At 41.3% G+C, this 22,166-nt stretch carries 21 protein-coding genes; 17 read left to right on the plus strand and 4 right to left on the minus strand.

Going from position 1 to position 22,166, the window contains the following annotated elements:
• Nucleotides 1-65 precede the first annotated feature (65 nt).
• The 13 genes from MHH44_RS05920 to MHH44_RS05980 all read left to right on the plus strand — a co-directional run bounded on the left by MHH44_RS05920 (nt 66) and on the right by MHH44_RS05980 (nt 16,675).
• Complete coding sequence (locus MHH44_RS05920) at nt 66-4,388, plus strand: PolC-type DNA polymerase III (RefSeq protein ID WP_340798029.1); 4,323 nt, start codon at nt 66-68, stop codon at nt 4,386-4,388.
• A gap of 462 nt (nt 4,389-4,850) precedes the next feature.
• Entirely contained in the window at nt 4,851-5,336 is a 486-nt protein-coding gene (rimP, locus tag MHH44_RS05925; RefSeq protein ID WP_340798030.1) for a ribosome maturation factor RimP, read from the plus strand.
• A 14-nt stretch (nt 5,337-5,350) separates the two neighbouring features.
• Complete coding sequence (gene nusA / locus MHH44_RS05930; protein WP_008403238.1) at nt 5,351-6,478, plus strand: transcription termination factor NusA; 1,128 nt, start codon at nt 5,351-5,353, stop codon at nt 6,476-6,478.
• A gap of 39 nt (nt 6,479-6,517) precedes the next feature.
• Nucleotides 6,518-6,796 (plus strand): RNase P modulator RnpM, encoded by a 279-nt coding sequence (gene rnpM, locus MHH44_RS05935; RefSeq protein ID WP_008403237.1) that lies wholly within the window; start codon nt 6,518-6,520, stop codon nt 6,794-6,796.
• The gene (locus tag MHH44_RS05940; protein ID WP_014824466.1) at nt 6,793-7,101 is read left to right on the plus strand and encodes a YlxQ family RNA-binding protein; all 309 of its coding nucleotides are present in this window, start codon (nt 6,793-6,795) and stop codon (nt 7,099-7,101) included. Before rnpM ends, MHH44_RS05940 begins: the two co-directional genes overlap by 4 nt.
• A 14-nt stretch (nt 7,102-7,115) precedes the next feature.
• Entirely contained in the window at nt 7,116-9,488 is a 2,373-nt protein-coding gene (gene infB / locus MHH44_RS05945) for a translation initiation factor IF-2 (RefSeq protein WP_008403235.1), read from the plus strand.
• A complete protein-coding gene (locus MHH44_RS05950; RefSeq protein ID WP_008403234.1) occupies nt 9,488-9,766 on the plus strand; it encodes a DUF503 domain-containing protein in 279 nt (92 codons plus the stop codon). Before infB ends, MHH44_RS05950 begins: the two co-directional genes overlap by 1 nt.
• 58 nt (nt 9,767-9,824) lie before the next feature.
• A complete protein-coding gene (rbfA, locus tag MHH44_RS05955) occupies nt 9,825-10,169 on the plus strand; it encodes a 30S ribosome-binding factor RbfA (RefSeq protein WP_008403233.1) in 345 nt (114 codons plus the stop codon).
• Between the two features lie 370 nt (nt 10,170-10,539).
• A complete protein-coding gene (truB, locus tag MHH44_RS05960) occupies nt 10,540-11,451 on the plus strand; it encodes a tRNA pseudouridine(55) synthase TruB (RefSeq protein ID WP_340798032.1) in 912 nt (303 codons plus the stop codon).
• A 10-nt stretch (nt 11,452-11,461) separates the two neighbouring features.
• Nucleotides 11,462-12,412 carry a riboflavin biosynthesis protein RibF gene (gene ribF, locus MHH44_RS05965; protein ID WP_008403230.1) on the plus strand — a complete coding sequence of 317 codons (951 nt, stop codon included), beginning with the start codon at nt 11,462-11,464 and terminating at the stop codon, nt 12,410-12,412.
• A 136-nt stretch (nt 12,413-12,548) separates the two neighbouring features.
• The gene (gene rpsO, locus MHH44_RS05970) at nt 12,549-12,818 is read left to right on the plus strand and encodes a 30S ribosomal protein S15 (RefSeq protein WP_008403229.1); all 270 of its coding nucleotides are present in this window, start codon (nt 12,549-12,551) and stop codon (nt 12,816-12,818) included.
• A 283-nt stretch (nt 12,819-13,101) separates the two neighbouring features.
• Nucleotides 13,102-15,216 (plus strand): polyribonucleotide nucleotidyltransferase, encoded by a 2,115-nt coding sequence (gene pnp, locus MHH44_RS05975; RefSeq protein WP_340798033.1) that lies wholly within the window; start codon nt 13,102-13,104, stop codon nt 15,214-15,216.
• A gap of 232 nt (nt 15,217-15,448) precedes the next feature.
• Nucleotides 15,449-16,675: a M16 family metallopeptidase gene (locus MHH44_RS05980; protein ID WP_340798034.1), complete on the plus strand. Its 1,227-nt coding sequence runs from the start codon at nt 15,449-15,451 to the stop codon at nt 16,673-16,675.
• Nucleotides 16,676-16,719: 44 nt separating this feature from the next.
• On the opposite strand, the gene MHH44_RS05985 is transcribed toward MHH44_RS05980, so the two are convergent.
• From MHH44_RS05985 to MHH44_RS06000, 4 genes are read right to left on the minus strand one after another with little or no spacing between them, the layout of a single operon-like run.
• Nucleotides 16,720-17,340, minus strand: coding sequence for a hypothetical protein (locus tag MHH44_RS05985; RefSeq protein ID WP_340798035.1), 621 nt, complete (start codon nt 17,338-17,340; stop codon nt 16,720-16,722).
• Complete coding sequence (locus tag MHH44_RS05990; protein ID WP_014824460.1) at nt 17,337-17,933, minus strand: hypothetical protein; 597 nt, start codon at nt 17,931-17,933, stop codon at nt 17,337-17,339. The genes MHH44_RS05985 and MHH44_RS05990 overlap by 4 nt, the downstream gene beginning before the upstream one ends.
• Nucleotides 17,933-18,775: an ABC transporter ATP-binding protein gene (locus MHH44_RS05995; protein ID WP_340798036.1), complete on the minus strand. Its 843-nt coding sequence runs from the start codon at nt 18,773-18,775 to the stop codon at nt 17,933-17,935. The genes MHH44_RS05990 and MHH44_RS05995 overlap by 1 nt, the downstream gene beginning before the upstream one ends.
• Nucleotides 18,776-18,777: 2 nt before the next feature.
• On the minus strand, nt 18,778-19,149 hold the full coding sequence (locus MHH44_RS06000) for a GntR family transcriptional regulator (RefSeq protein WP_008403222.1): 372 nt from the start codon (nt 19,147-19,149) through the stop codon (nt 18,778-18,780).
• A gap of 251 nt (nt 19,150-19,400) precedes the next feature.
• On the opposite strand from MHH44_RS06000, the gene MHH44_RS06005 reads away from it, so the two are divergent.
• The 4 genes from MHH44_RS06005 to MHH44_RS06020 all read left to right on the plus strand — a co-directional run bounded on the left by MHH44_RS06005 (nt 19,401) and on the right by MHH44_RS06020 (nt 22,150).
• Complete coding sequence (locus MHH44_RS06005; RefSeq protein WP_008403221.1) at nt 19,401-19,673, plus strand: YlmC/YmxH family sporulation protein; 273 nt, start codon at nt 19,401-19,403, stop codon at nt 19,671-19,673.
• The gene (locus tag MHH44_RS06010) at nt 19,666-20,442 is read left to right on the plus strand and encodes an NAD(P)-dependent oxidoreductase (protein ID WP_340798037.1); all 777 of its coding nucleotides are present in this window, start codon (nt 19,666-19,668) and stop codon (nt 20,440-20,442) included. The genes MHH44_RS06005 and MHH44_RS06010 overlap by 8 nt, the downstream gene beginning before the upstream one ends.
• Entirely contained in the window at nt 20,435-21,025 is a 591-nt protein-coding gene (locus tag MHH44_RS06015; RefSeq protein WP_008403219.1) for a dipicolinate synthase subunit B, read from the plus strand. Before MHH44_RS06010 ends, MHH44_RS06015 begins: the two co-directional genes overlap by 8 nt.
• An 84-nt stretch (nt 21,026-21,109) precedes the next feature.
• Nucleotides 21,110-22,150, plus strand: a complete 1,041-nt coding sequence (locus tag MHH44_RS06020; RefSeq protein WP_008403218.1) for an aspartate-semialdehyde dehydrogenase — start codon at nt 21,110-21,112, stop codon at nt 22,148-22,150.
• The last annotated feature ends 16 nt before the right edge of the window (nt 22,151-22,166 follow it).

Consider the following 22,166-nt stretch of genomic DNA (forward strand, 5'->3'; position numbering starts at 1 on the left):
GTGTTTTCCATGCCGGTGCAACCCTTGCCTCACAATGAAAGCAGCATGATGAAAGGGTGAAACAATTGTCAAAACAGGAAGGAAGACAAAAATTCCTACTATTGTTACAGCAGCTTGAATTGACTGATGATGTCTATATGTCCTTTTTTGAAAATGGAACACTCGAACGTGTAACAGTTCATAAAAAGAAGCGTGTTTGGGACTTTAAAATAAAAATAGAAAATATATTGCCTTACCAAGTGTATCAATTACTGCGGATGCGGATGGTCGAGAAATTTTCGCCCATTGCCAATGTGTTACTGACGATTGAATCATATAATCCAGTAGTCAATGAGCAGCATATTTTGGATTATTGGCAAGTAGTTATTGAGCAAATGGATGAAATGTCGCCAATGCTGCGTACCAATTTATCGAAGCAAACACCGAAATGGACAGGTCATAAGCTTGTCGTGACGTCGATGCTCGAAGTAGAGTACTTATCATTAAAATCAAAGTATACGGATAAAATTGCCGATTCATACAAGACATTCGGTTTCCCGCATATTCCGCTTGAGTTCAAGCTGGTGGAAGAATCAGATGAATTTATCGCGCAGCAAGAAGCGTTTTATCAGCAACGTCAGGAAGAGGAAGAACGGTTGTCGAAACAGGCAATGGCCGATTTTGCAACACGCGAAAAAGAGAAGGCGGCCAATCCTGGTGCTGTTACTGGAGATACACCGTTCCAGATTGGTGCACTGATCAAAAATCCGGATCCTGTTGAAATCCGTACAGTACTGGAAGAAGAACGTTCGATTGTACTGGAAGGGTTTATTTTTGCGTGTGATATTAAGGAACTTCGAAGCGGTCGTTCATTGCTTGAGTTTAAAATTTCCGACTACACCGACTCACTAATGGTCAAAATGTTCTCAAACGGGGATGAGGACGTCGTGAAGATGAAGCAGATGAGCAAAGGGATGTGGGTGCGTGTACGCGGATCGATTCAGCTTGATACATTTGCCCGCGATTTAGTCATGATGGTAAAAGACATCAATGAAATTAAGCATGAACCTAAAAAAGACCATGCTCCGGAAGGCGAAAAGCGTGTTGAGCTTCACTTGCACACACCAATGAGTCAAATGGATGCGATGACATCTGTCGATAAACTAGTAGCACAGGCAGCTAAATGGGGACATCCTGCGATTGCGGTTACTGACCATGCTGTTGTTCAGGCATTCCCTGAAGCTTATGCTGCCGGCAAGAAAAACGGCATTAAAGTCATTTACGGCGTTGAGGCAAACTTAGTTGATGACGGGAAACCAATTGTTTACGATCCGATAGATGTTGATCTTGAAGATGCAACGTATATTGTATTTGACGTAGAGACGACCGGCTTTTCAAATGTGTATGACACGATTATCGAACTGGCGGCCGTCAAAATAAAGAATGGTCAGGTTATTGATACATTTGAACGATTCTCAAATCCGCACCGAAAATTAACAGCAAAAATTATCGAGCTGACACATATTACCGATGATATGCTCGTCAATGCACCAGAGCTGAGTGATGTCATTCGTGAATTCCATGACTTTATCGGTGATGGGGTCGTTGTTGCGCATAATGCGGCGTTTGACTTAGGCTTCTTATATGTTGCCTACAAAAATGCTGGCATAGAAGTTCGTCACCCGGGGATCGATACGGTCGAGCTTTCTCGTCTTGTAAACCCAGGGCAAAAATCGCATAACTTAAAAACCTTAACGAAAAAATACAATATTGAACTTACCCAGCATCACCGGGCAATTTATGATACCGAAGCAACAGGTGAACTATTCCTGCATTTGCTGAAACAGGCTGCAGATTTAGGCATTAAAAATCTGATTGAAATGAACGACCACGTCGGCGGTGAAGAAGGATACAAGCAGTCACGTCCAAGTCACTGTACAGTTTTGGCTGTAGATGATGCCGGGCTGAAAAATCTGTTTAAGTTAATTTCGATTTCGCATACGGAAACATTTTACCGTGTACCACGTATTCGCCGCTCTGATTTGCAGAAACTACGACAAGGATTAATCGTCGGCTCAGGATGCTCGAATGGTGAGCTCTTTGAAACGATGATGAATAAAACGCAGGAAGAAGCCGAGCGTATCGCAAAATTCTATGATTATTTGGAAGTTATGCCGAAACCGGTCTATTCTCCATTAGTGGACGGCGGTACTGTCCATGATGAATGGGCATTGGAAGATATTATCCGCCGTATCGTAAAGCTTGGCAAAAAGCTGAACTTACCGGTCGTAGCAACGGGAAATGTCCACTACTTGCATGAAACCGATGCAAAGTTCCGTCAAATCTTAGTTGGATCAATGGGTGGCGCAAACCCGTTAAATCGTAATCCTTTACCGAAAGTCCATTTCCGTACAACGGATGAAATGCTGAAGGAATTCGACTTTTTAGGTCCGGATTTGGCAAAGGAAATTGTCGTGACAAATACGCAGCGAGTTGCCGATATGATCGGCGATGTAAAACCGATCAAGGATGATTTATATACGCCGAAAATTGAGGGCTCGGATGATGAAGTAACGAATTTAACTTATGAGATGGCACATAGCATTTACGGCGAAAATTTACCGGAAATTGTCCAGGCCCGTATTGATAAGGAACTGAAATCTATTTTAGGGCACGGGTTCGGGGTAATTTATCTGATTTCCGCGAAGCTCGTAAAAAAATCGCTGGCTGACGGTTACTTAGTAGGTTCACGTGGATCGGTAGGGTCTTCCCTTGTCGCGACATTTATGGAAATTACCGAAGTAAACCCGCTGCCGCCGCATTATGTTTGTCCAAACTGTAAGCATTCCGAGTTTATCGCGGACGGTTCGGTTGCATCAGGCTATGACTTACCGAACAAACAATGTCCGGAATGTGGTGCCCCGTTCAAAAAAGACGGCCAGGATATCCCGTTCGAAACGTTCCTAGGATTCAAGGGTGACAAGGTGCCCGATATCGATTTGAACTTCTCCGGCGAATATCAGCCACAAGCGCATAACTACACGAAAGTGCTATTCGGTGAGGATTATGTATTCCGTGCCGGAACGATTGGTACGGTTGCCGAAAAGACGGCATATGGTTATGTAAAAGGGTACGGAAGCGACAATGGCATCACTTACCGGAATGCGGAAGTGGACCGCCTTGTGCAAGGATGTACAGGAGTAAAACGTACAACTGGACAACACCCGGGGGGAATTATCGTAGTACCGGATTATATGGATATTTACGACTTCTCGCCAGTACAGTTCCCGGCGGATGCTCAGGATTCGGAATGGAAAACAACCCATTTCGACTTCCACTCGATCCACGATAATATTTTAAAGCTTGATATACTTGGGCACGATGATCCAACCGTAATTCGTATGCTTCAGGATTTATCCGGAATCGATCCAAAAACAATCCCGACAGACGACCCGATTGTTATGAAGATTTTCAGTTCAACTGAATCGCTAGGTGTGACCGAAAAGCAAATTGGAACGAAAACAGGAACGCTCGGAATTCCGGAGTTCGGAACAAAATTCGTACGCCAAATGCTTGAAGAAACAAAACCGTCGACATTCAGTGAACTTGTTCAGATTTCCGGACTTTCACATGGTACAGACGTATGGCTTGGAAATGCACAGGAACTGATTAAAGACGGCACTTGTGTATTAAAAGAAGTAATCGGCTGTCGTGACGATATTATGGTTTATTTAATTTATCAGGATCTGGAACCGTCGTTTGCCTTTAAAATTATGGAGTCCGTGCGTAAAGGTAAAGGGTTAACAGATGAAATGGAAGCGGAAATGCGTGCGAAAAAAGTGCCTGAATGGTATATCGATTCTTGTAAAAAGATTAAGTACATGTTCCCGAAAGCCCACGCCGCAGCCTATGTATTAATGGCTGTGCGTATCGCATGGTTCAAGGTCCATCATCCGATTCTTTACTATGCAGCGTACTTCACTGTGCGTGCGTCGGACTTTGATTTAATTGCGATGACACAAGGTTCTGTCATGATCCGCAAAAAAATCGATGAAATCAACATGAAGGGGCTCGATGCAGCGCCGAAAGAGAAAAGTTTACTGACAGTTATGGAACTAGCACTGGAAATGTGTGAACGCGGGATGAGCTTCAAAAAGGTTGATTTATACCGTTCGCATGCGAGTGAGTTCATCATCGAAGGAAACTCATTGATTCCACCTTTTGATGCCATTCCAGGTCTTGGTACTAACGTAGCGAAACAAATTGTTGAAGCACGTAAAAATGGAGAATTTTTATCAAAAGAAGATTTACAGCAGCGCGGCCGTGTATCGAAGACGTTAATCGAGTATATGGATGAGCTTGGATGCTTGGAAGGAATGCCGGATGCCAACCAGCTGTCCTTATTCTAATGTACAGACAGGCTAAAAGAGAGGATTTTGTATTTTCGGATGCATATTCTCTCAGTAGTTGTTAATTCTATGTGTTAATAGGCAAAATTTGCATTAGGATAGCCTTTGTGCTATGCTAAATGTAATAATTTGTTGATAGTTCGCCAGCAAAAGAGTGGGGTTTCCCGCTCTTTTCTGTTGTTTACACAACTATTTAATTTCAACGAGCAAGTGTTCTGATCAATTGTGAGTGGAGTTAAACCTCTGGCGAATGTCGCAGATTTTATAATGAAAAAAAGAAGTCCGTCTAACGCGTCGCATCGTGCGGCAAAGACTGGCTGACCCACGTCCTGTGGGCCTCAAAAGAAATCTGGACGCCATTGCATTTAGTTGTAAATGTCCAATTTTTTCAATGAAAACTCGTCTTTTGTTTAACCAATACTATGAAGATCTAAAACAAACAAAGACGTTAGGGAGGATACGATGAGCAAAGTTACGTCGATCATTGAAGAGCTAGTGACACCGATCGTGGAAGAGCTTGATTTGGAATTAGTTGATATCGAGTTCGTAAAAGAAGGACGCGACTGGTTCCTGCGTATTTATGTTGACACACCAGAAGGCGGCATTGATATTTTACAATGTGCACAAGTGAGTGAGAGTTTAAGCGAGAAATTGGATGAAAATGATCCAATCGAGCAAAACTACTACTTAGAGGTTTCTTCACCAGGAGCAGAACGTCCGTTAAAGAAACAACAGGACTTTGAAAAAGCAATCGGCAAATATATTTATGTGAAAACTTATGAGCCAGTTAAGGATTTAAAAGAATTCTATGGTTATTTACGCGCATATACAGATGAATTTTTAGAAATGGAATTCCGTATTAAAACACGTAAAGTTACAGTACAAATTGAAAAAGAAAAAATTGCGCAAGCGCGTCTTGCTATCGATTTTTCAGATAAGCAAATTTAGGAGTGAAAACAAAAATGAGTAGTGAATTACTAGATGCCCTAACTGCCCTTGAAGAGCAGAAAGGTATTTCAAGAGATGTATTAATTGAGGCGATTGAGGCGGCTTTAGTAACGGCGTACAAACGTAACTTCAACCAAGCGCAAAATGTTCGCGTGGATCTTAACCTACAAACAGGTTCAATGGTTGTTTATTCTCGTAAAGACGTAGTAGAAGAAGTAGAAGACGATCGTCTGGAAATCGCTTTGGAAGACGCGAAGTTTATTAATGCAGCTTATGAAATTGGTGACGTCGTAGAAGAAGAAGTAACACCACGTAACTTCGGACGTATCGCGGCACAGACGGCTAAGCAAGTTGTGACGCAACGTGTTCGTGAAGCAGAGCGCGGTTTAATTTATGAAGAGTATGTAGACCGTGAAGATGACATCGTAACAGGCGTAATCGAGCGTCAAGATGCACGTAATATTTATGTGTCAATCGGTAAAGTGGAAGCGGCATTACCTGTTAACGAACAAATTCAAGGTGAAGTTTACAAGCCAACATCTCGCATCCGTGTTTACATTACAAAAGTTGAACGCACAACACGTGGTCCACAAGTAATTGTATCTCGTACTCATCCTGGATTATTGCGCCGCCTATTTGAAATGGAAGTTCCGGAAATTTATGATGGCACAGTTGAAATTAAATCAATCGCGCGTGAAGCGGGAGACCGTTCAAAAATCTCTGTATATGCACATAATGAAGAAGTAGATCCAGTAGGTTCATGTGTCGGAGCTAAAGGTGCCCGTGTGCAGACAATTGTAAACGAATTAAACGGTGAGAAAATTGATATCGTAGAATGGTCAGAAGATCCGGTTGTATTCGTTGCAAATGCACTAAGTCCTTCAAAAGTTCTGGACGTTCAAGTAAATGAAGAAGAAAAGTCAACAACAGTTGTCGTACCGGATTATCAATTATCACTAGCGATTGGTAAGCGCGGACAAAATGCTCGTTTAGCAGCAAAATTAACGGGCTGGAAAATCGACATCAAGAGTGAAACAGATGCACGCGAATTAGGAATCTATCCTTCTGAAACGAGCACATTCGTTCCACGTGAAGATGCAGAAGAAGTAAAATTTGATTTATACGGTGATGACGAAGAATAAGCCGTCATTTGGAATGATTTTGCAAGGAGGGTAAGCAATATGGTCGTTAATAAAAAAATTCCTTTGCGCAAATGTGTTGCAACAGGCGAGATGCTTCCGAAAAAATCAATGATTCGCGTCGTTCGTTCTAAAGAGGGCGAAGTGACTGTTGATATTACAGGAAAAAAATCCGGTCGTGGAGCATATGTTTCTAAAACGGAAGATGCTGTTGAAATGGCGCGTAAAAAGAATATTTTAGATCGCCAGCTTGATGCAAAAGTGCCGGATGAGGTGTATGAGGAGTTGCTAACGCTAATCCGCAGGGAGTCGATTTTATGACAAACCCTGCATTGCTACAGCTATTAGGTTTAGCAGCACGTGCACGAAAAACAATATCCGGAGAAGAGCTTGTCGTAAAGGAAATTCGCAGCGGCAAAGCTAAGCTTGTCTTTTTAGCTTCAGATGCTTCGGCAAATACGAGCAAAAAGATTCAGGATAAATGTACGTTTTATAATGTTGAGTATTATGTTTTCGGGGATCGATATGATCTTGGACATGCTACCGGGAAGGAAGCCCGTGTAGCGATTGCTATTACAGATAGCGGATTTGCTAAAAAAATGTCTAGTCTACTCAACGAAAATTAATCGGGGGTGAGCAGATGAGCAAAGTAAGAGTTCATGAATATGCGAAAAAGGTAAATAAAACAAGTAAGGAAGTTATTGAAGAGCTTGCAAAACATAATCTGCCGGTGAAAAATCACATGGCGGTAATTGATGAGCAGGCGGTCTCAAAACTAAATTCTGTCTTTAAGCAAGCAGTGGAACCAACGAAAGATTCTCCTGCAAAGACACCTGCCAAAGCTGTAAATGTAACACCGAGACGCGGTGAACAAGGGCAGAAAAAAGTGCAGCAAGGTCAAAAGCAGGATCGTCCACAATCTGCTTCGAATAACCAACAACCGAACAAAGCTTCAAACGCCCAAGGGCAAACAAAATCGCAACAAGGCGAAAAAATAAGAAATGAAAAAGGTAACCAAAATCGAAATATGACTCAAAATAACTCTAACAACCGCAAAGGCGGCACAACACAAAACACTAGTAATAATAAAGGCGGCGGTAACACGCCAAATAGAGGCGGTAACACGCCAAATAAAGGTGGTAACACACAAAATAAAGGCGGCTATCAACAACGTAGAAAACCAGGTATCAATGGTGGTAAACGTCGTACGCACCGTCCTGCACCACAACCAATGGTGCAAAAAGAATTACCTGAAAAAATTACTTTCTATGAAAGTTTATCAGTTGCAGAACTTGCAAAAAAATTACACCGTGAGCCATCGGAAATTATTAAAAAATTATTCATGCTTGGTGTAATGGCAACAATTAACCAAGAACTTGATAAGGATGCAATCGAGCTAATCTGTGCAGACTACGGGGTAGAAGTTGAAGAAGAAATCCGTATCGACAAAACAGATTTAGATACGTACTTCGATGATACAATCGTGGAAGTTGACGAAAACGCATTAGAAGAACGTCCACCAGTTGTAACAATCATGGGACACGTTGACCATGGTAAAACATCATTGCTTGACTCAATCCGTAAAACGAAAGTTACTGCGGGTGAAGCAGGCGGTATTACACAGCATATCGGTGCATACCAAGTAGAAGTTAACGGAAAGAAAATTTCATTCCTTGATACTCCTGGACACGCGGCATTCACAACAATGCGTGCGCGCGGTGCATCAATTACAGATATCGCAATTATCGTAGTAGCAGCAGATGACGGTGTAATGCCTCAAACAGTTGAAGCAATCAACCACGCAAAAGCTGCAGAAGTACCAATTATCGTAGCAATCAACAAAATGGATAAACCATCTGCCAATCCGGACCGTGTACAACAAGAATTAACAGAGCACGGATTAGTTCCTGAAGCATGGGGTGGAGATACAATCTTCGTACCAATTTCAGCACTAAAAGGTGAAGGTATTGACCAGCTTCTAGAAATGATTTTATTAGTTTCCGAAGTAGGCGAATTAAAAGCCAACCCAACCCGCTCAGCAATCGGTACAGTTATTGAAGCACAGCTTGATAAAGGTCGTGGAGCAGTTGCAACACTTTTAGTTCAGGATGGTACATTACGTGTTGGTGATCCAATCGTAGTCGGTCATGCATATGGTCGTGTACGTGCAATGGTCAATGATCTTGGCCGTCGTATTAAAACAGCTGGTCCTTCTATGCCGATTGAAATTACAGGCTTAAACGAAGTACCACAAGCGGGCGACCGTTTCGTAGTATTCCAAGATGAGAAAACAGCTCGTCAAGTTGGTGAATCTCGTTCAATGACAGCTATCCAAGCATCACGTTCAGAAAAACAACGTGTAACTCTTGATAACTTATTTGAACAAATGAGCCAAGGCGAAATGAAAGAGTTAAACTTAATCGTAAAAGCAGACGTACAAGGTACAGTGGAAGCAATGGCTTCTTCATTAATGAAAATTGATGTTGAAGGCGTTAATGTTAAAATTATCCACACTGGTGCGGGTGCGATTACAGAATCGGATATCTCTCTTGCTGCTGCATCAAATGCAATCGTTATCGGATTCAACGTACGTCCGGACACAAATGCTAAACGTGCTGCTGATGAAGAAGGCGTAGATATTCGTCTGCACCGTATCATCTATAAAGTAATCGAAGAAATCGAACACGCGATGAAAGGGATGCTTGATCCTGAGTTCGAAGAGAAAATCGTTGGTCAAGCGGAAGTTCGTCAAACAATTAAAGTATCTAAAGTTGGTACGATCGCTGGTTCATACGTTATTGAAGGTAAAATCGTTCGCGATGCTGGAGTACGTGTTATCCGCGAAAACGTTGTTGTGTTCGAAGGTGAACTGGATTCACTAAAACGCTTCAAAGATGATGCAAAAGAAGTTGCAAAAGGGTATGAGTGTGGTATTACGATTAAAAACTACAACGACATTAAAGAAGGCGACATTATCGAAGCCTTCGTAATGGAAGAAATCGTTCGTAAATAATGATTGTATACGCAGAAGTTGAATTCATGATTCAGACTGCCCACTCATTAAAAGAAAAGCGCGCCGTCCTTCAGCGAATGGTGACGCGTACGAAACAAAAATTCAATGTTTCCGTTGCTGAAATTGATCATCAGGATGTATGGCAGCGTACGAAGCTTGCGCTTGTCGCAGTTGCTTCTTCCAAAGAAGCGGCTGAACGCGAGCTAATGCGGGCGATCCATTATCTGCAGTCAAATCCGCAATGGGAACAGCTGGATTTCTATCGTGAATATTTATAAAGCCCACGATTTGTGGCAAATGTACTATTAATTACGCAATTTAAATGAGGTGACATTTATGTCTCTACGTTCCAATCGAGTTGCTGAGCAAATGAAAAAAGAAATTACTGAAATCATTGCGCGCAAAATCAAAGATCCGCGTGTAGGCTTCGTTACGGTTACAGATGTAGCTGTAACAGGAGACTTACAGCAAGCAACTGTTTATATTACATCGTTAGGCAATGACCGCGAACGTGCGGAAACATTGCAAGCGTTGGAAAAAGCATCCGGTTTCATCCGTTCGGAAGTTGGTTCACGTATCCGCTTACGCCGTACGCCTGAACTGGCATTCGAATTCGATACAGCAATCGAATACGGTAACAAAATCGATGCATTACTACGTGGTTTACACGAAGAGAAATAAAACTAAGAAGTCTGCACTGCATAACTATGCGGGCAGACTTTTTTGCTTTTGATTTAACGGAATTGTTGAATACAGAAGTTTTGTTAAGGAAATAAACTTTATGCTAAGGTAGAGTGACGCGAAGCGAAGGGGGGCGACTCCTGCGGGAAAAGCACGAGGGAGAGACTACAGGCTCGAGCCGTGCCCGCTAAATATTAGAACGAATGCTAAAACCGTTACGTCGTGTAACAACGCATTCGTGACTAACATCCTGTTGGCCTCCCGTAGCGAAGCAGAACGGATCGTATGAAAAGTACCAACTATAGCTGAAGCTTATATCAAAGAATCTATTAAATATCGAAATCCCTATTTCAAACAAAGGAGCAAAACAATGAACGGTATTTTGCCATTATGGAAAGAGCGCGGCATGACTAGTCATGACTGTGTGTTTAAATTACGAAAAATATTAAAGACGAAAAAAGTAGGCCATACCGGGACACTTGATCCGGGTGTAGAAGGCGTACTGCCGATCTGTATCGGCCAGGCAACACGCATTGCCGAATATTTAACAGATGCCGGCAAAACGTATGAGGCAGTCGTATCGATTGGACGCACGACAACAACAGAAGATGCAGAAGGTGAAACGGTCGAGCAAAATACAGATTTCAAATCGTTTACACGTGAAGAAATTTTACACGCACTTCAAACATTGACAGGTGAAATCGAACAAACGCCACCGATGTTTTCCGCTGTAAAGGTGAACGGGAAACGACTGTATGAATATGCAAGAGCTGGCCAAACAGTCGAGCGCCCAACACGTAAAATTACGATTTATGAGCTGGAATTAATGGATGATGCACAAACGTTCGAAGGGGAAGAAGTGACGTTCTCTATTCGCATCAAATGTTCTAAAGGGACGTATATCCGTACATTAGCTGTTCAGATCGGTGAAGCACTAGGCTACCCAGCACATATGCATGAATTAGTACGAACAGCATCAGGCACATTCACAAAAGACAATTGCTTCACATTGGCCGAAATCGCGGAAATGATGGAAGCCGGGGAGCAGGAGAAGTTTCTGTTGCCGGTTGAATATGCATTATCCGACTATCCATACGTTGAAATTACGGAAGATATTGAAAAGCAAATTTTCAATGGGCAAGTTCTCCCGATGCATACTTTATTAACGGAACATGATAAAATTGTATATGGTGTAGAGGGACGAGCATTTGCGGTTTACATCGCCCATCCGACAAAGAGCGGGCAAATGAAGCCGGATAAGATGTTTCCCGAAATTAATTAGGAGGCACGAGATGAACGTTATTCATTTGAAATACCCCCATCAATTAGCACAGGAAATAGAAAAAGAGGCGTACTCATTAGCAATCGGATTTTTTGATGGGGTACATAAAGGACATCAGGCAGTTATTGAAGTGGCAAAGCAAAAAGCTGAGCAGCTAAATATTAAAAGCGCCGTGATGACTTTTGATCCACATCCATCGATTGTATTAGGTAGACGTAATGAAAAAGTATTCTACATTACGCCACTTTCACAAAAAATAGATACTTTTAAAAAATTGAATATCGATACAGTATTTGTTGTAAACTTTACGTCAGATTTTGCGAAGCTTACACCTGAAGAATTCATTAAGTACTTTATCGTAGATTTAAATGTTCAGCATGTAACTGCAGGCTTTGATTTCTCGTTTGGCGCTTACGGCAAAGGCAATATGGAGCTGATGGACCAACTGTCAAACGGAAAGTATGGTGTGACGGTAATCGAAAAGCAGCAGGATGAAGTTGAAAAAATTAGTTCCACACGCATTCGCAAAGCATTGCAGGATGGGGATATGGAACAGGCTCGTAATCTATTAGGCCGCGCATTCGAAGTGCCGGGAATCGTTGTGCACGGAGATAAGCGCGGACGGACAATGGGCTTCCCGACAGCGAATGTCCAAGCGATGGAAGGCTGCTACATACCGGCAACAGGTGTGTATGCGGTAAAAATTTCAGTTCAAAATAAATGGTATGACGGTGTTTGTAATGTAGGCTATAAACCGACATTCAACAATCCGGATGAAAAGCAGCTGTCGATTGAAGTGCATATTTTGAATTTCAATAAAAATATTTACGGTGAAGAGGTCGTTGTAGGTTGGTATAAACGCATTCGCAGCGAACGGAAATTTAACGGCATCGAAGCGTTGATTGAGCAAATTGAATTGGACAAACAGCAAGCGATCGCCTATTTTGAGCAACTACGCTAAATAGTTGCGCATCTATAAACAATTATGGTACTATTCACTAGTACGAAATTCTCGTATGAACCTTAGCTCGGCTTTTCGCAACTCCAGCGACTGCTGTGCTATTGGGGATATCTTAATTATCAGGAGGTCATTTAAAATGGCAATTACACAAGAACGTAAAAACGAAATTATCGCTGAGTACCGTGTACACGAAACAGACACTGGTTCTCCAGAAGTACAAGTAGCTGTATTAACTGCAGAAATCAACGCATTAAACGCTCACTTAGCTACTCACAAGAAAGATTTCCACTCTCAACGTGGTCTTCTTAAAATGGTAGGTAAACGTCGTCATTTATTAAAATATTTACGTGAAAACGACGTAGCTCGTTACCGTGAATTAATTACTAAACTTGGATTACGTCGCTAATACGTCGTTAATCTGACAATAAAAAGCGGGATTTTTCCCGCTTTTTATTATGTTTGAAAATGAGTCAGCTTTCCGAATCAATGGTGCGATGTTTAACTTCTTTGAGCAGGTGTCAACACGCCTGTTGAAAGAAGTTAAACCATTGCTGGAAAGCCAAAAATATTTTATTAAATTTATCGATATTTAGATCAAAAAATTTAGCATAGAAAACGCTTTTTTGATACACTAACTATGGTACATAATATGATACGTAGAGTGTTTCAATAAGAAAGGGGTTCATTTAATGAACGAAAAAAAGGTCTTTTCGTATGAATGGGCAGGCCGTCCACTAACAGTAGAAGTAGGACAGCTGGCAAAACAAGCAAATGGTGCTGCAATGATCCGCTACGGCGAAACAGCAGTTCTAGCTACGGCAACAATGTCAAAACAACCAAAAGCATTAGATTTCTTCCCGTTAACAGTAAACTTTGAAGAACGTCTATATGCAGCAGGTAAAATCCCTGGTGGTTTCATTAAACGTGAAGGACGTCCATCAGAAGCGGCAGTATTAACTTCTCGCCTAATTGACCGTCCAATCCGTCCTATGTTCCCGGATGGTTTCCGTAACGAAGTACAATCAATTTTAATGGTTATGTCAAATGATTCAAACTGCCCTGCTGATGTAGCGGCAATGTTTGGTTCTTCATTATCATTAGCAATTTCTGATATCCCATTCGACGGACCGATTGCAGGTGTACATGTAGGATATATCGACGGTGAATTCGTTGTGAACCCGACTGTAGAACAATCTGCTAAATCGACTGTTCACTTAACAGTAGCAGGTAACAAAGACGCGGTTAACATGGTAGAAGCAGGTGCTTTAGAAGTAACTGAAGATATTATGCTTGAAGCGATCATGTTCGGTCATGAAGAAATTAAAAAGTTAATTGCCTTCCAAGAGCAAATTGTTGCTGAAGTTGGTAAAGAAAAACTTGAAGTAACATTATATGAATTAGATGCAGACTTAACAGCAGCGATCAAAGCTGAATGTGAAGCTGATATGAATACAGCGATCCAAACAGTGGACAAGCAATTACGCCAAGAAAATATTACAGCAGTAAAAACACGTGTAATCGAAGCTTATGAAGTGCAGGAAGCTGACGAAGCTACGATGAAACAAGTGAATGCTATTTTAGATAAAATGGTAAAAGATGAAGTGCGTCGTTTAATTACAGAAGATAAAGTTCGTCCGGATGGTCGTAAGCAAGATGAAATCCGTCCACTTTCTTCTGAAGTAGATTTATTGCCACGTGCACACGGTTCAGCATTATTCACTCGTGGACAAACGCAAGCATTATCAATTTGTACTTTAGGTGCTTTAGGCGACGTTCAAATTATTGACGGCTTAGGTATTGAAGAGTCAAAACGCTGGATGCACCACTACAACTTCCCTCAATTCTCGGTTGGGGAAACAGGCCGTTACGGTAGCCCAGGCCGTCGTGAAATTGGTCACGGTGCATTAGGTGAGCGTGCGATTTTAGCGGTAATGCCAACAGAAGAGGAATTCCCGTATGCAATCCGTTGCGTATCGGAAGTATTGGAATCAAACGGTTCTACTTCTCAAGCATCAATTTGTGCATCAACAATGGCACTTATGGCTGCTGGTGTTCCAATTAAAGCACCGGTTGCAGGTATTGCAATGGGTCTTGTTAAAAAAGGCGAACACTATACAGTATTATCAGATATCCAAGGTATGGAAGACCACCTTGGCGACATGGACTTTAAAGTGGCAGGTACAGCTAAAGGTGTAACAGCACTTCAAATGGACATTAAAATCGATGGTCTGTCTCGTGATATATTAGAAGAAGCATTAACACAGGCGAAAATCGGCCGTATGCACATTTTAGAGCATATGATGTCAACGATTTCAGCGTCTCGCACTTCATTATCACAATACGCACCAAAAATCGTTTCAATCAAAATTAATCCTGACAAAATCCGCGATGTAATCGGACCGGGTGGTAAAGTCATCAATAAAATTATTGATGAAACAGGCGTTAAAATCGATACAGAACAAGATGGTACAATTTACATCGCTTCAGCTGATGAAGCAATGATTAACCGTGCTAAAGAAATGATCGAATCAATCGTACGCGAAGCTAAAGTAGGCGAGTACTACTTATCAACAGTAAAACGCATTGAAAAATTCGGTGCATTCTGTGAAATCTTCCCAGGTAAAGACGGCTTACTGCACATTTCGGAAATTCAGGAAGAACGTACGAAAGAAGTAGAAGACGTATTAAAACTAGGCGATGAATTACTTGTGAAATGTATCGAAATCGATAAACAAGGTCGCGTAAACTTATCACGTAAAGTAGTAATCAAAGAAGAAAAAGAGCGCGCAGAACAAGGAAAATAATTGAAACAAGCGTTTCAAACAAGATAAAAAGGGAGGTTGTACACTATTGTACAGCCTCTTTTTTAAATAACGTTAAGCTGGTGTTTGGAGATTTCCATTACTTGATGAAGTATGGTAAGGGGAGGTATGCGTAATGGAGCATACACTTACTACAAAAATAAGCTTAAAATTGTAATATTACAGATTTTTTAATAATACTTATAGTTTATTAGCCGAAATAAAGGAGAAATTTATGGTACAAGTAATTACAGCAAAAAATGGCGTGCGCATTGTCACAGAGCAAATGCCGCATGTCCGATCTTTATCGGTCGGCATTTGGGTCAACGCGGGCTCACGCTACGAAACAAAAGAAGAAAATGGCATTACCCATTTCATCGAGCATATGCTTTTCAAAGGAACGAAAAACCGTACAGCCCGTCAAATCGCGGAAGAGTTCGACCGCATCGGCGGAGAGATTAATGCCTTCACATCGAAGGAACATACATGCTATTATGCGAAAGTGCTGGACCATCACGGGGAACTGGCAATCGACATTCTGGCCGATATGTTCTTTAACTCGCTGTTTGCGCAGGAAGATATCGAGAAAGAACGGCAAGTTGTTCTTGAAGAAATCTACATGAGCGAAGACGATCCGGCAGATGATGTCCATGAAAAATTATGGGGCGTCATGTTCCCGGATGATGCGCTAGGCCGTCCAATTTTAGGGACACCGGAAACATTGGCGACATTTGATGAAGAGATGATCCGTACGTATATGGCGAAACATTACGGTCCTCAAAATGTTGTCATCTCAATTGCCGGTAATATTGAAGAGAGTTTACTGGAAAAAGTGGAAGCATTATTCGGAAACTATGAAGCAAGTGCGAAATCGATTGTTTCCAAACCATCCTATCCGACATTTACACCAGGTGAAATTGAAAAATTGCGTGATACGGAACAGGCGCATATTGCGATTTCTTTCCCTGCAATTGCGGTAAAAGATCCGAAAATGTACAGCTTTATTGCGTTGAATAATATAATCGGCGGCAATATGAGCTCACGCCTGTTCCAGGAAGTGCGAGAAGATCGCGGGTTGGCGTATTCTGTATTCAGCTACCAGTCGAGCTATGAGGATGTAGGGACATTTACGATTTACGCGTCGGCATCAAAACAAAACCTCGATTCATTAAAGCAGCAGATCGATCAGACGTTATTTGACCTCGTTGCAGGAGGGGTAACGGAAACCGAGCTTGAAAATGCGAAGGAGCAATTAAAAGGCGGCTTCGTTTTAGGGCTTGAAGGTACGGAAGACTTTATGAACCGTAACGGGGTCAATGAACTCATTCACCAAAATCACCGTTCAGTCGATGAAGTATTGGCAAAAATCGATGCCATTTCGATGGAAACGATCGATGAGTTAATTACACAAATTTTATTATCCGAACCGGCAATTGCGATTATCGGACCGGAAAACGAATAACGCAAAAGGACAGCGCGGGCTAGTAGTTAGCATGCGCTGTCCTTTTAAAATTCGGCCGCTTTAAATTTTGTGATGGCTGTTTTAAAGTAGCGGTAATAAACAATTAATCCTAAAACTGGAGCAATCGGTGCCCCTATGAGCTCAATGTCCATAATACTAAATATAAGCATGATCAGTAAATGAACAAAGGTAAAGATAAAAAAATAACCGATAATTGTCCCAATTGATATGCTTTTCGTACCCTTTGTCGGATTGCTTAAATAGTTTTTCAGCATCGAGCCGATAGAAGCAATTCCAGCAGCAAAGACGATTGAAATTAATGAAAGTTCAATGCCTCCCATTTGATTATTTAAATATAAATAAGTTTGATAAATCCCGATTGGAACCGTGATGATCAGCATAAGCAGCAAACTGAAAATAAATAAACTTTTCACAAAAGTCTTTGGGTCAATCGGCATGACACGGAATCGGTTTATAAAATGGTTTTCAAGTAAATAGCTAACACCTAATGCGGGCGACAAAGCTAAAAAATAGAGTGTCAAAAAACCTAAATTAACTTCTTTAATGATCGCCCACTGAATTCCGATCATGATTAAAAAGAATAAAAAAACAGTGATGAATATCTTTCTTGATAAATAAAAATGCATTTTAAGCATTGCAATCATGGGACGTCCCTCCAGTATTCACGAAAGTAAGTAATGCTTGCTGCGATGATGAGAAGTATCAGTAAACTCATAAATAAACTGAAACTCTGAAAAGTAGATAAGCTTCCTAAAAATACAAGTAGTTGAGATAATCCTAATGGAATAAGAAATATAGAGAAGTTTATCATTTGCCCAAACTTGCTGCGACGAAACAGCAGGAAAAAAGCGATAATAAAAAAGCTGATGGCGAAGCTTACTAATAGCTGTCTGACGGAAGGCAAAACAAGCTGCTTTTCCAGTAATGTTTGAATAGCGGTCGTTGCTACGATTGTATAAAGGATATAATATAGTGTGTAACGACCTAAAAAAGAGAGATCCACAATGAAAAATGTCTTTCTGGAAATCGGAAATAAACTTGTCATGACGAGCTGGTTCTCACGTTGATCCAAATAGACGGCACAAAGCGCTGTAATACTGATGGACAGTATTAAGTATGCAGCCATTTCGGCACCTTCAAATAATAAAGGAAGAGCAAAAAAAGATGCTACAAGTGGTGTAAACAAAAGCCAGGAAACCAACCCCTGTTCGTAATAATGAAGAAGCACTTTTTTCATTATTTTCGCCCCTTTACGAAAAACAACATCAAATCATCAATCGTCGGTTTTTGCAATTCAATCACTGGATTCACAAATTCACGCAAGACTAAGTACTCGATTCCAAATACATAATCCCGTTGGCCGATAATCGAATGGTTCGGTATCACTTTCGCTTCTTCATACGTTCCTTTCCAAATCCCGTAACCGTACAGCAGGTCATCTTTATTTTCACTGAACAAAATTTCGCCTTCATGGATAAATGTAATCGTATCCGCAATTTTTTCTAGATCCGTAGTAATATGCGAAGAAAAGAGAATGGCATGATCTTCCTGTTCCATAAAGTGTTGAAGCATACTTAGCACTTCATCGCGCACAATCGGGTCAAGCCCGCTCGTTGGTTCATCAAGCAGCAAAAGCTTCGGCCGGTGTCCCAGTGCCAGTGAAAGAGCGAGCTTCATTTTCGTTCCTTTTGACATCGTTTTAATCTTGTCATACTTCGGTACATCCAGCTGCTCCAGCAACCCGTCAAAATAAGGACGGTCCCAAGTAGGATACACATTCCCGTACAGGACATCGAGCTCCTTTGGTGTAAAGCTTTCCGGTACATGCAGTTCATCAAACACGACCCCGATTTGCGCCTTTAGCTCCACCTCATGTTCGATATGATCTTTTCCGAATAAAAGAATGTCGCCGTCAATTTTTTTCAGCAAATTTAACATCAGTTTGATCGTTGTTGATTTCCCGGCACCGTTTTGCCCGATAAAGCCTGCAATGGTCCCGCTCTCAACAGTGAACGAAATATTATTTAAACGAAATTTTTTGAATTGCTTCGTAACATTTTTTACTTCAATTGCATTCATCATCATTCCTCCAATAGTAAGTCGAGTAAGTCATGCAGTTCCTCTTTTGGCACATTTGCCGTTTTGGCAATGGATACCGCCTTTGTGAAATGAACTTCAATTTGTCGGATCAGCTCTTCACGCAGGAAATCCTGATTGCGCTCTGATACATAGCTCCCTTTACCGGCAATCGTGACGATAAAGCCGTCCCGTTCCAAATCGGCATATGCCCGCTTCGTTGTCATCACACTGATTTTCAATTCTTTCGCCAACGCCCGAATAGAAGGTAGAGAATCACCGGTTAATAATGTTCCTGTCAAAATGGCCTGTTTTAGCTGATCGGTAATTTGTTCATAAATAGGCTTTTCGCTATTATTGCTCAATTTGATTATCAATCGTTTCACCTCACATGTTTAAACTGTGTATATACAGTATATACAGATATGGCATATTATGTCTACTGAAAAATCAAAGCAATTCCAGAGAGATTTTTAAATTAGGTTAATTACTACCGTTATTTTTCCGACGGAGTGTTGTGTGACTCGTTTCCTGTGAGTAGGTCCTTCAAACTTAAATGATGAACCATTTCACTTCTGCCAAAGTTGATGCATATAGTAATGTAGGCTCTTACAAGAGGAGGGATGCAATGCTTTTATCGGAGCTCGCTGAAAAAGAACTGATCGAAATGGAAAACGGTGTTCGATATGGATTTTTAGCCGAGACGGAATGTATTTTTGATGCCAAAACAGGGAAGATTGTCGGATTTGAAATGCCGGCACAAATGGTGAAAATGCCCTTCCAAAAGAAAAAGGCAGGTATGGTAAAATACATTCCCTGGAGTGAAATTATTTTAATTGGGGAAGACCGGGTATTATTTCAAAAAACAACATCGACATTAAAGCATGCCTATGATGACTGAACGCTGGCTTGTGATCGGGACAGATGAGCGGATGAAGTTTTTGGCGAAGCAATTATCGACAAATGATCGCACGGTGTATTACAAAAACACGACTGTTTGGGATGAAGCGCTGAACAAAGTGGCGTTGGAGCTGCACCCGACAGAAATTGTGTTGCCGATCCACCCTTTAACGATTCAAGTGGAGGAGCTTCTAGGCATTCGACAGGCACAGTTTTTTGCGGGGAAATTGACAGATCAGTGGAAAGAAATACTTGAAAACAAGTGCTTGCATTATTATTTGGAAGATGAAACATTCATCTGGAAAAATGCCGCACTTACTGCAGAAGGCTTTTTAGCGCACCTGTATAAAGAAAAAGTAAATGTGCAGTATAAAACAATTATGATTACAGGGTTTGGACGTGTAGCAAAAATGCTTGCCCTGTTTTTAACACGTCTCAATGCAAAGGTCATCATCGCCGTTCGTTCGGAAACGCAAAAAGCCGAGGCCCTTGCATATGGCTATACTGGGATTGAATTAAATGAGAAAAATGATATGGAAGCGGATTTTCTGATTAATACGATTCCGACAAAATGGCTGACAAAGGATTTTGAATCATGGATGGTCCGTCCGATTTATGATATCGCATCAAGCCCGGGATGTTTGAACGATATCAAATTATCTCAATATGAGCTGCTACCTGCATTACCTGGGAAATACTTTCCGCAAGCTGCAGCAAACTTGTTATACGAAACGATACTAGATTTACGAAAGGAGGAAGCAAATGCTTGAGGGAAAACGCATTGGTTTAGGAATTACCGCATCACATTGTACGTATGAAGATGTCATACCGAAAATTACCCAATTTCGTGAAGCCGGTGCAACCGTTGTACCGATTATAACGCCTTCTGTATTACACGCTGCTACACGATTTGGAACGGGTGAAGAATGGATTGCGAAAATCGAAGAATTCTCTGGGGAAAAGGTTGTCAGTTCCATTGCGGAAGCGGAGCCATTTGGGCCGAGTAATCCGTTAGACTGTATGGTAATTGCGCCGATGACAGGGAATTCCATCAGTAAATTTGCGAATGCCGCAACAGACAGTGCCGTACTGATGGCAGCAAAAGCAACACTCCGAAATGGTTCACCTGTAGTACTTGGTATTTCAACGAATGATGCGCTTGGGTTAAACGGGATGAATTTAATGAAATTAATGAATGCGAAAAACATTTTCTTCATTCCATTCGGTCAGGACGATCCAATTAAAAAACCGACGTCGCTTATAGCGGATTTCACAAAAATGCTCGATACTGTAGCATATACGCTCGCTCATAAAAAACAGATTCAACCGATATTTATACAATATTTTAAATAATCAAATTATCTCGCACAATTCTAATAATATATGATACAATATCCAACATTATATACATACCGATAATTTTAGGAGAGATGAGACATGACAAAGAAATTGAATGTTGCCGTAGTTGGGGCAACAGGAGCTGTTGGTTCAAAAATGATGGAGAAGCTGATTGAGCGCAAATTTCCAATTGCATCTATCAAGTTTTTAGCTTCTGCTCGTTCAGCGGGAAAACAAATTGAATTTAATGGTGAAAACTATACGATAGAAGAAGCGAAACCGGAAAGCTTTGAAGGGATCGATCTAGCATTATTTTCAGCAGGCGGGGCTGTATCAGAAGTATTGGCACCTGAAGCAGCAAAGCGTGGAGCGATTGTGATTGATAACACAAGCCATTTCCGTATGGATCCAGAGGTACCGCTTGTTGTACCGGAAGTAAATCGCCATGCATTAAAAACGATTCCAAAAGGGATTATCGCAAATCCAAACTGTTCGACAATTCAAATGGTTGCAGCATTACAGCCAATCCGTGAAAAGTTCGGTCTAACAAAAGTTGTCGTATCGACATATCAAGCGGTATCCGGTTCTGGTGTGGCAGCAATTGAAGAGCTGCGTGAGCAAAGTGCACAGTGGGATGCAGGTAAAAACGTTGAAGCGAAAGTTTTGCCGGTAAAATCAGATAAAAAACATTATCCAATCGCACGTAACGTCATTCCGCAAATCGATAAATTTACGGACAATGGCTTTACATATGAAGAAATGAAAATGATCAATGAAACGAAAAAAATTATGGAAGCACCTGAGCTGAAAGTCGCTGCAACATGTGTACGTGTTCCGGTTGTTTCCGGCCACTCAGAATCGGTTTATATCGAACTTGAGCAAGAAGCAACAGTACAGCAAATTTTTGACGCATTAACGGATGCGCCGGGTATTGTTCTGCAAGATGACATTCGCGAACAGCTTTACCCGATGCCAATTTTTGCGGAAAATGAAGAACCGACATATGTTGGACGTATTCGCCAAGATTTAGACAACAAAAAAGGATTCCACTTATGGATTGTGTCAGATAATTTATTAAAAGGGGCTGCACTCAACTCAATTCAAATTGCAGAAGCTATGCTAGAGGATCACTTACTATAAGGGGAGGATTATTAGT

It is taken from the genome of Solibacillus sp. FSL K6-1126 (genome assembly GCF_038003445.1).
GTDB classification, from domain to species: domain Bacteria; phylum Bacillota; class Bacilli; order Bacillales_A; family Planococcaceae; genus Solibacillus; species Solibacillus silvestris.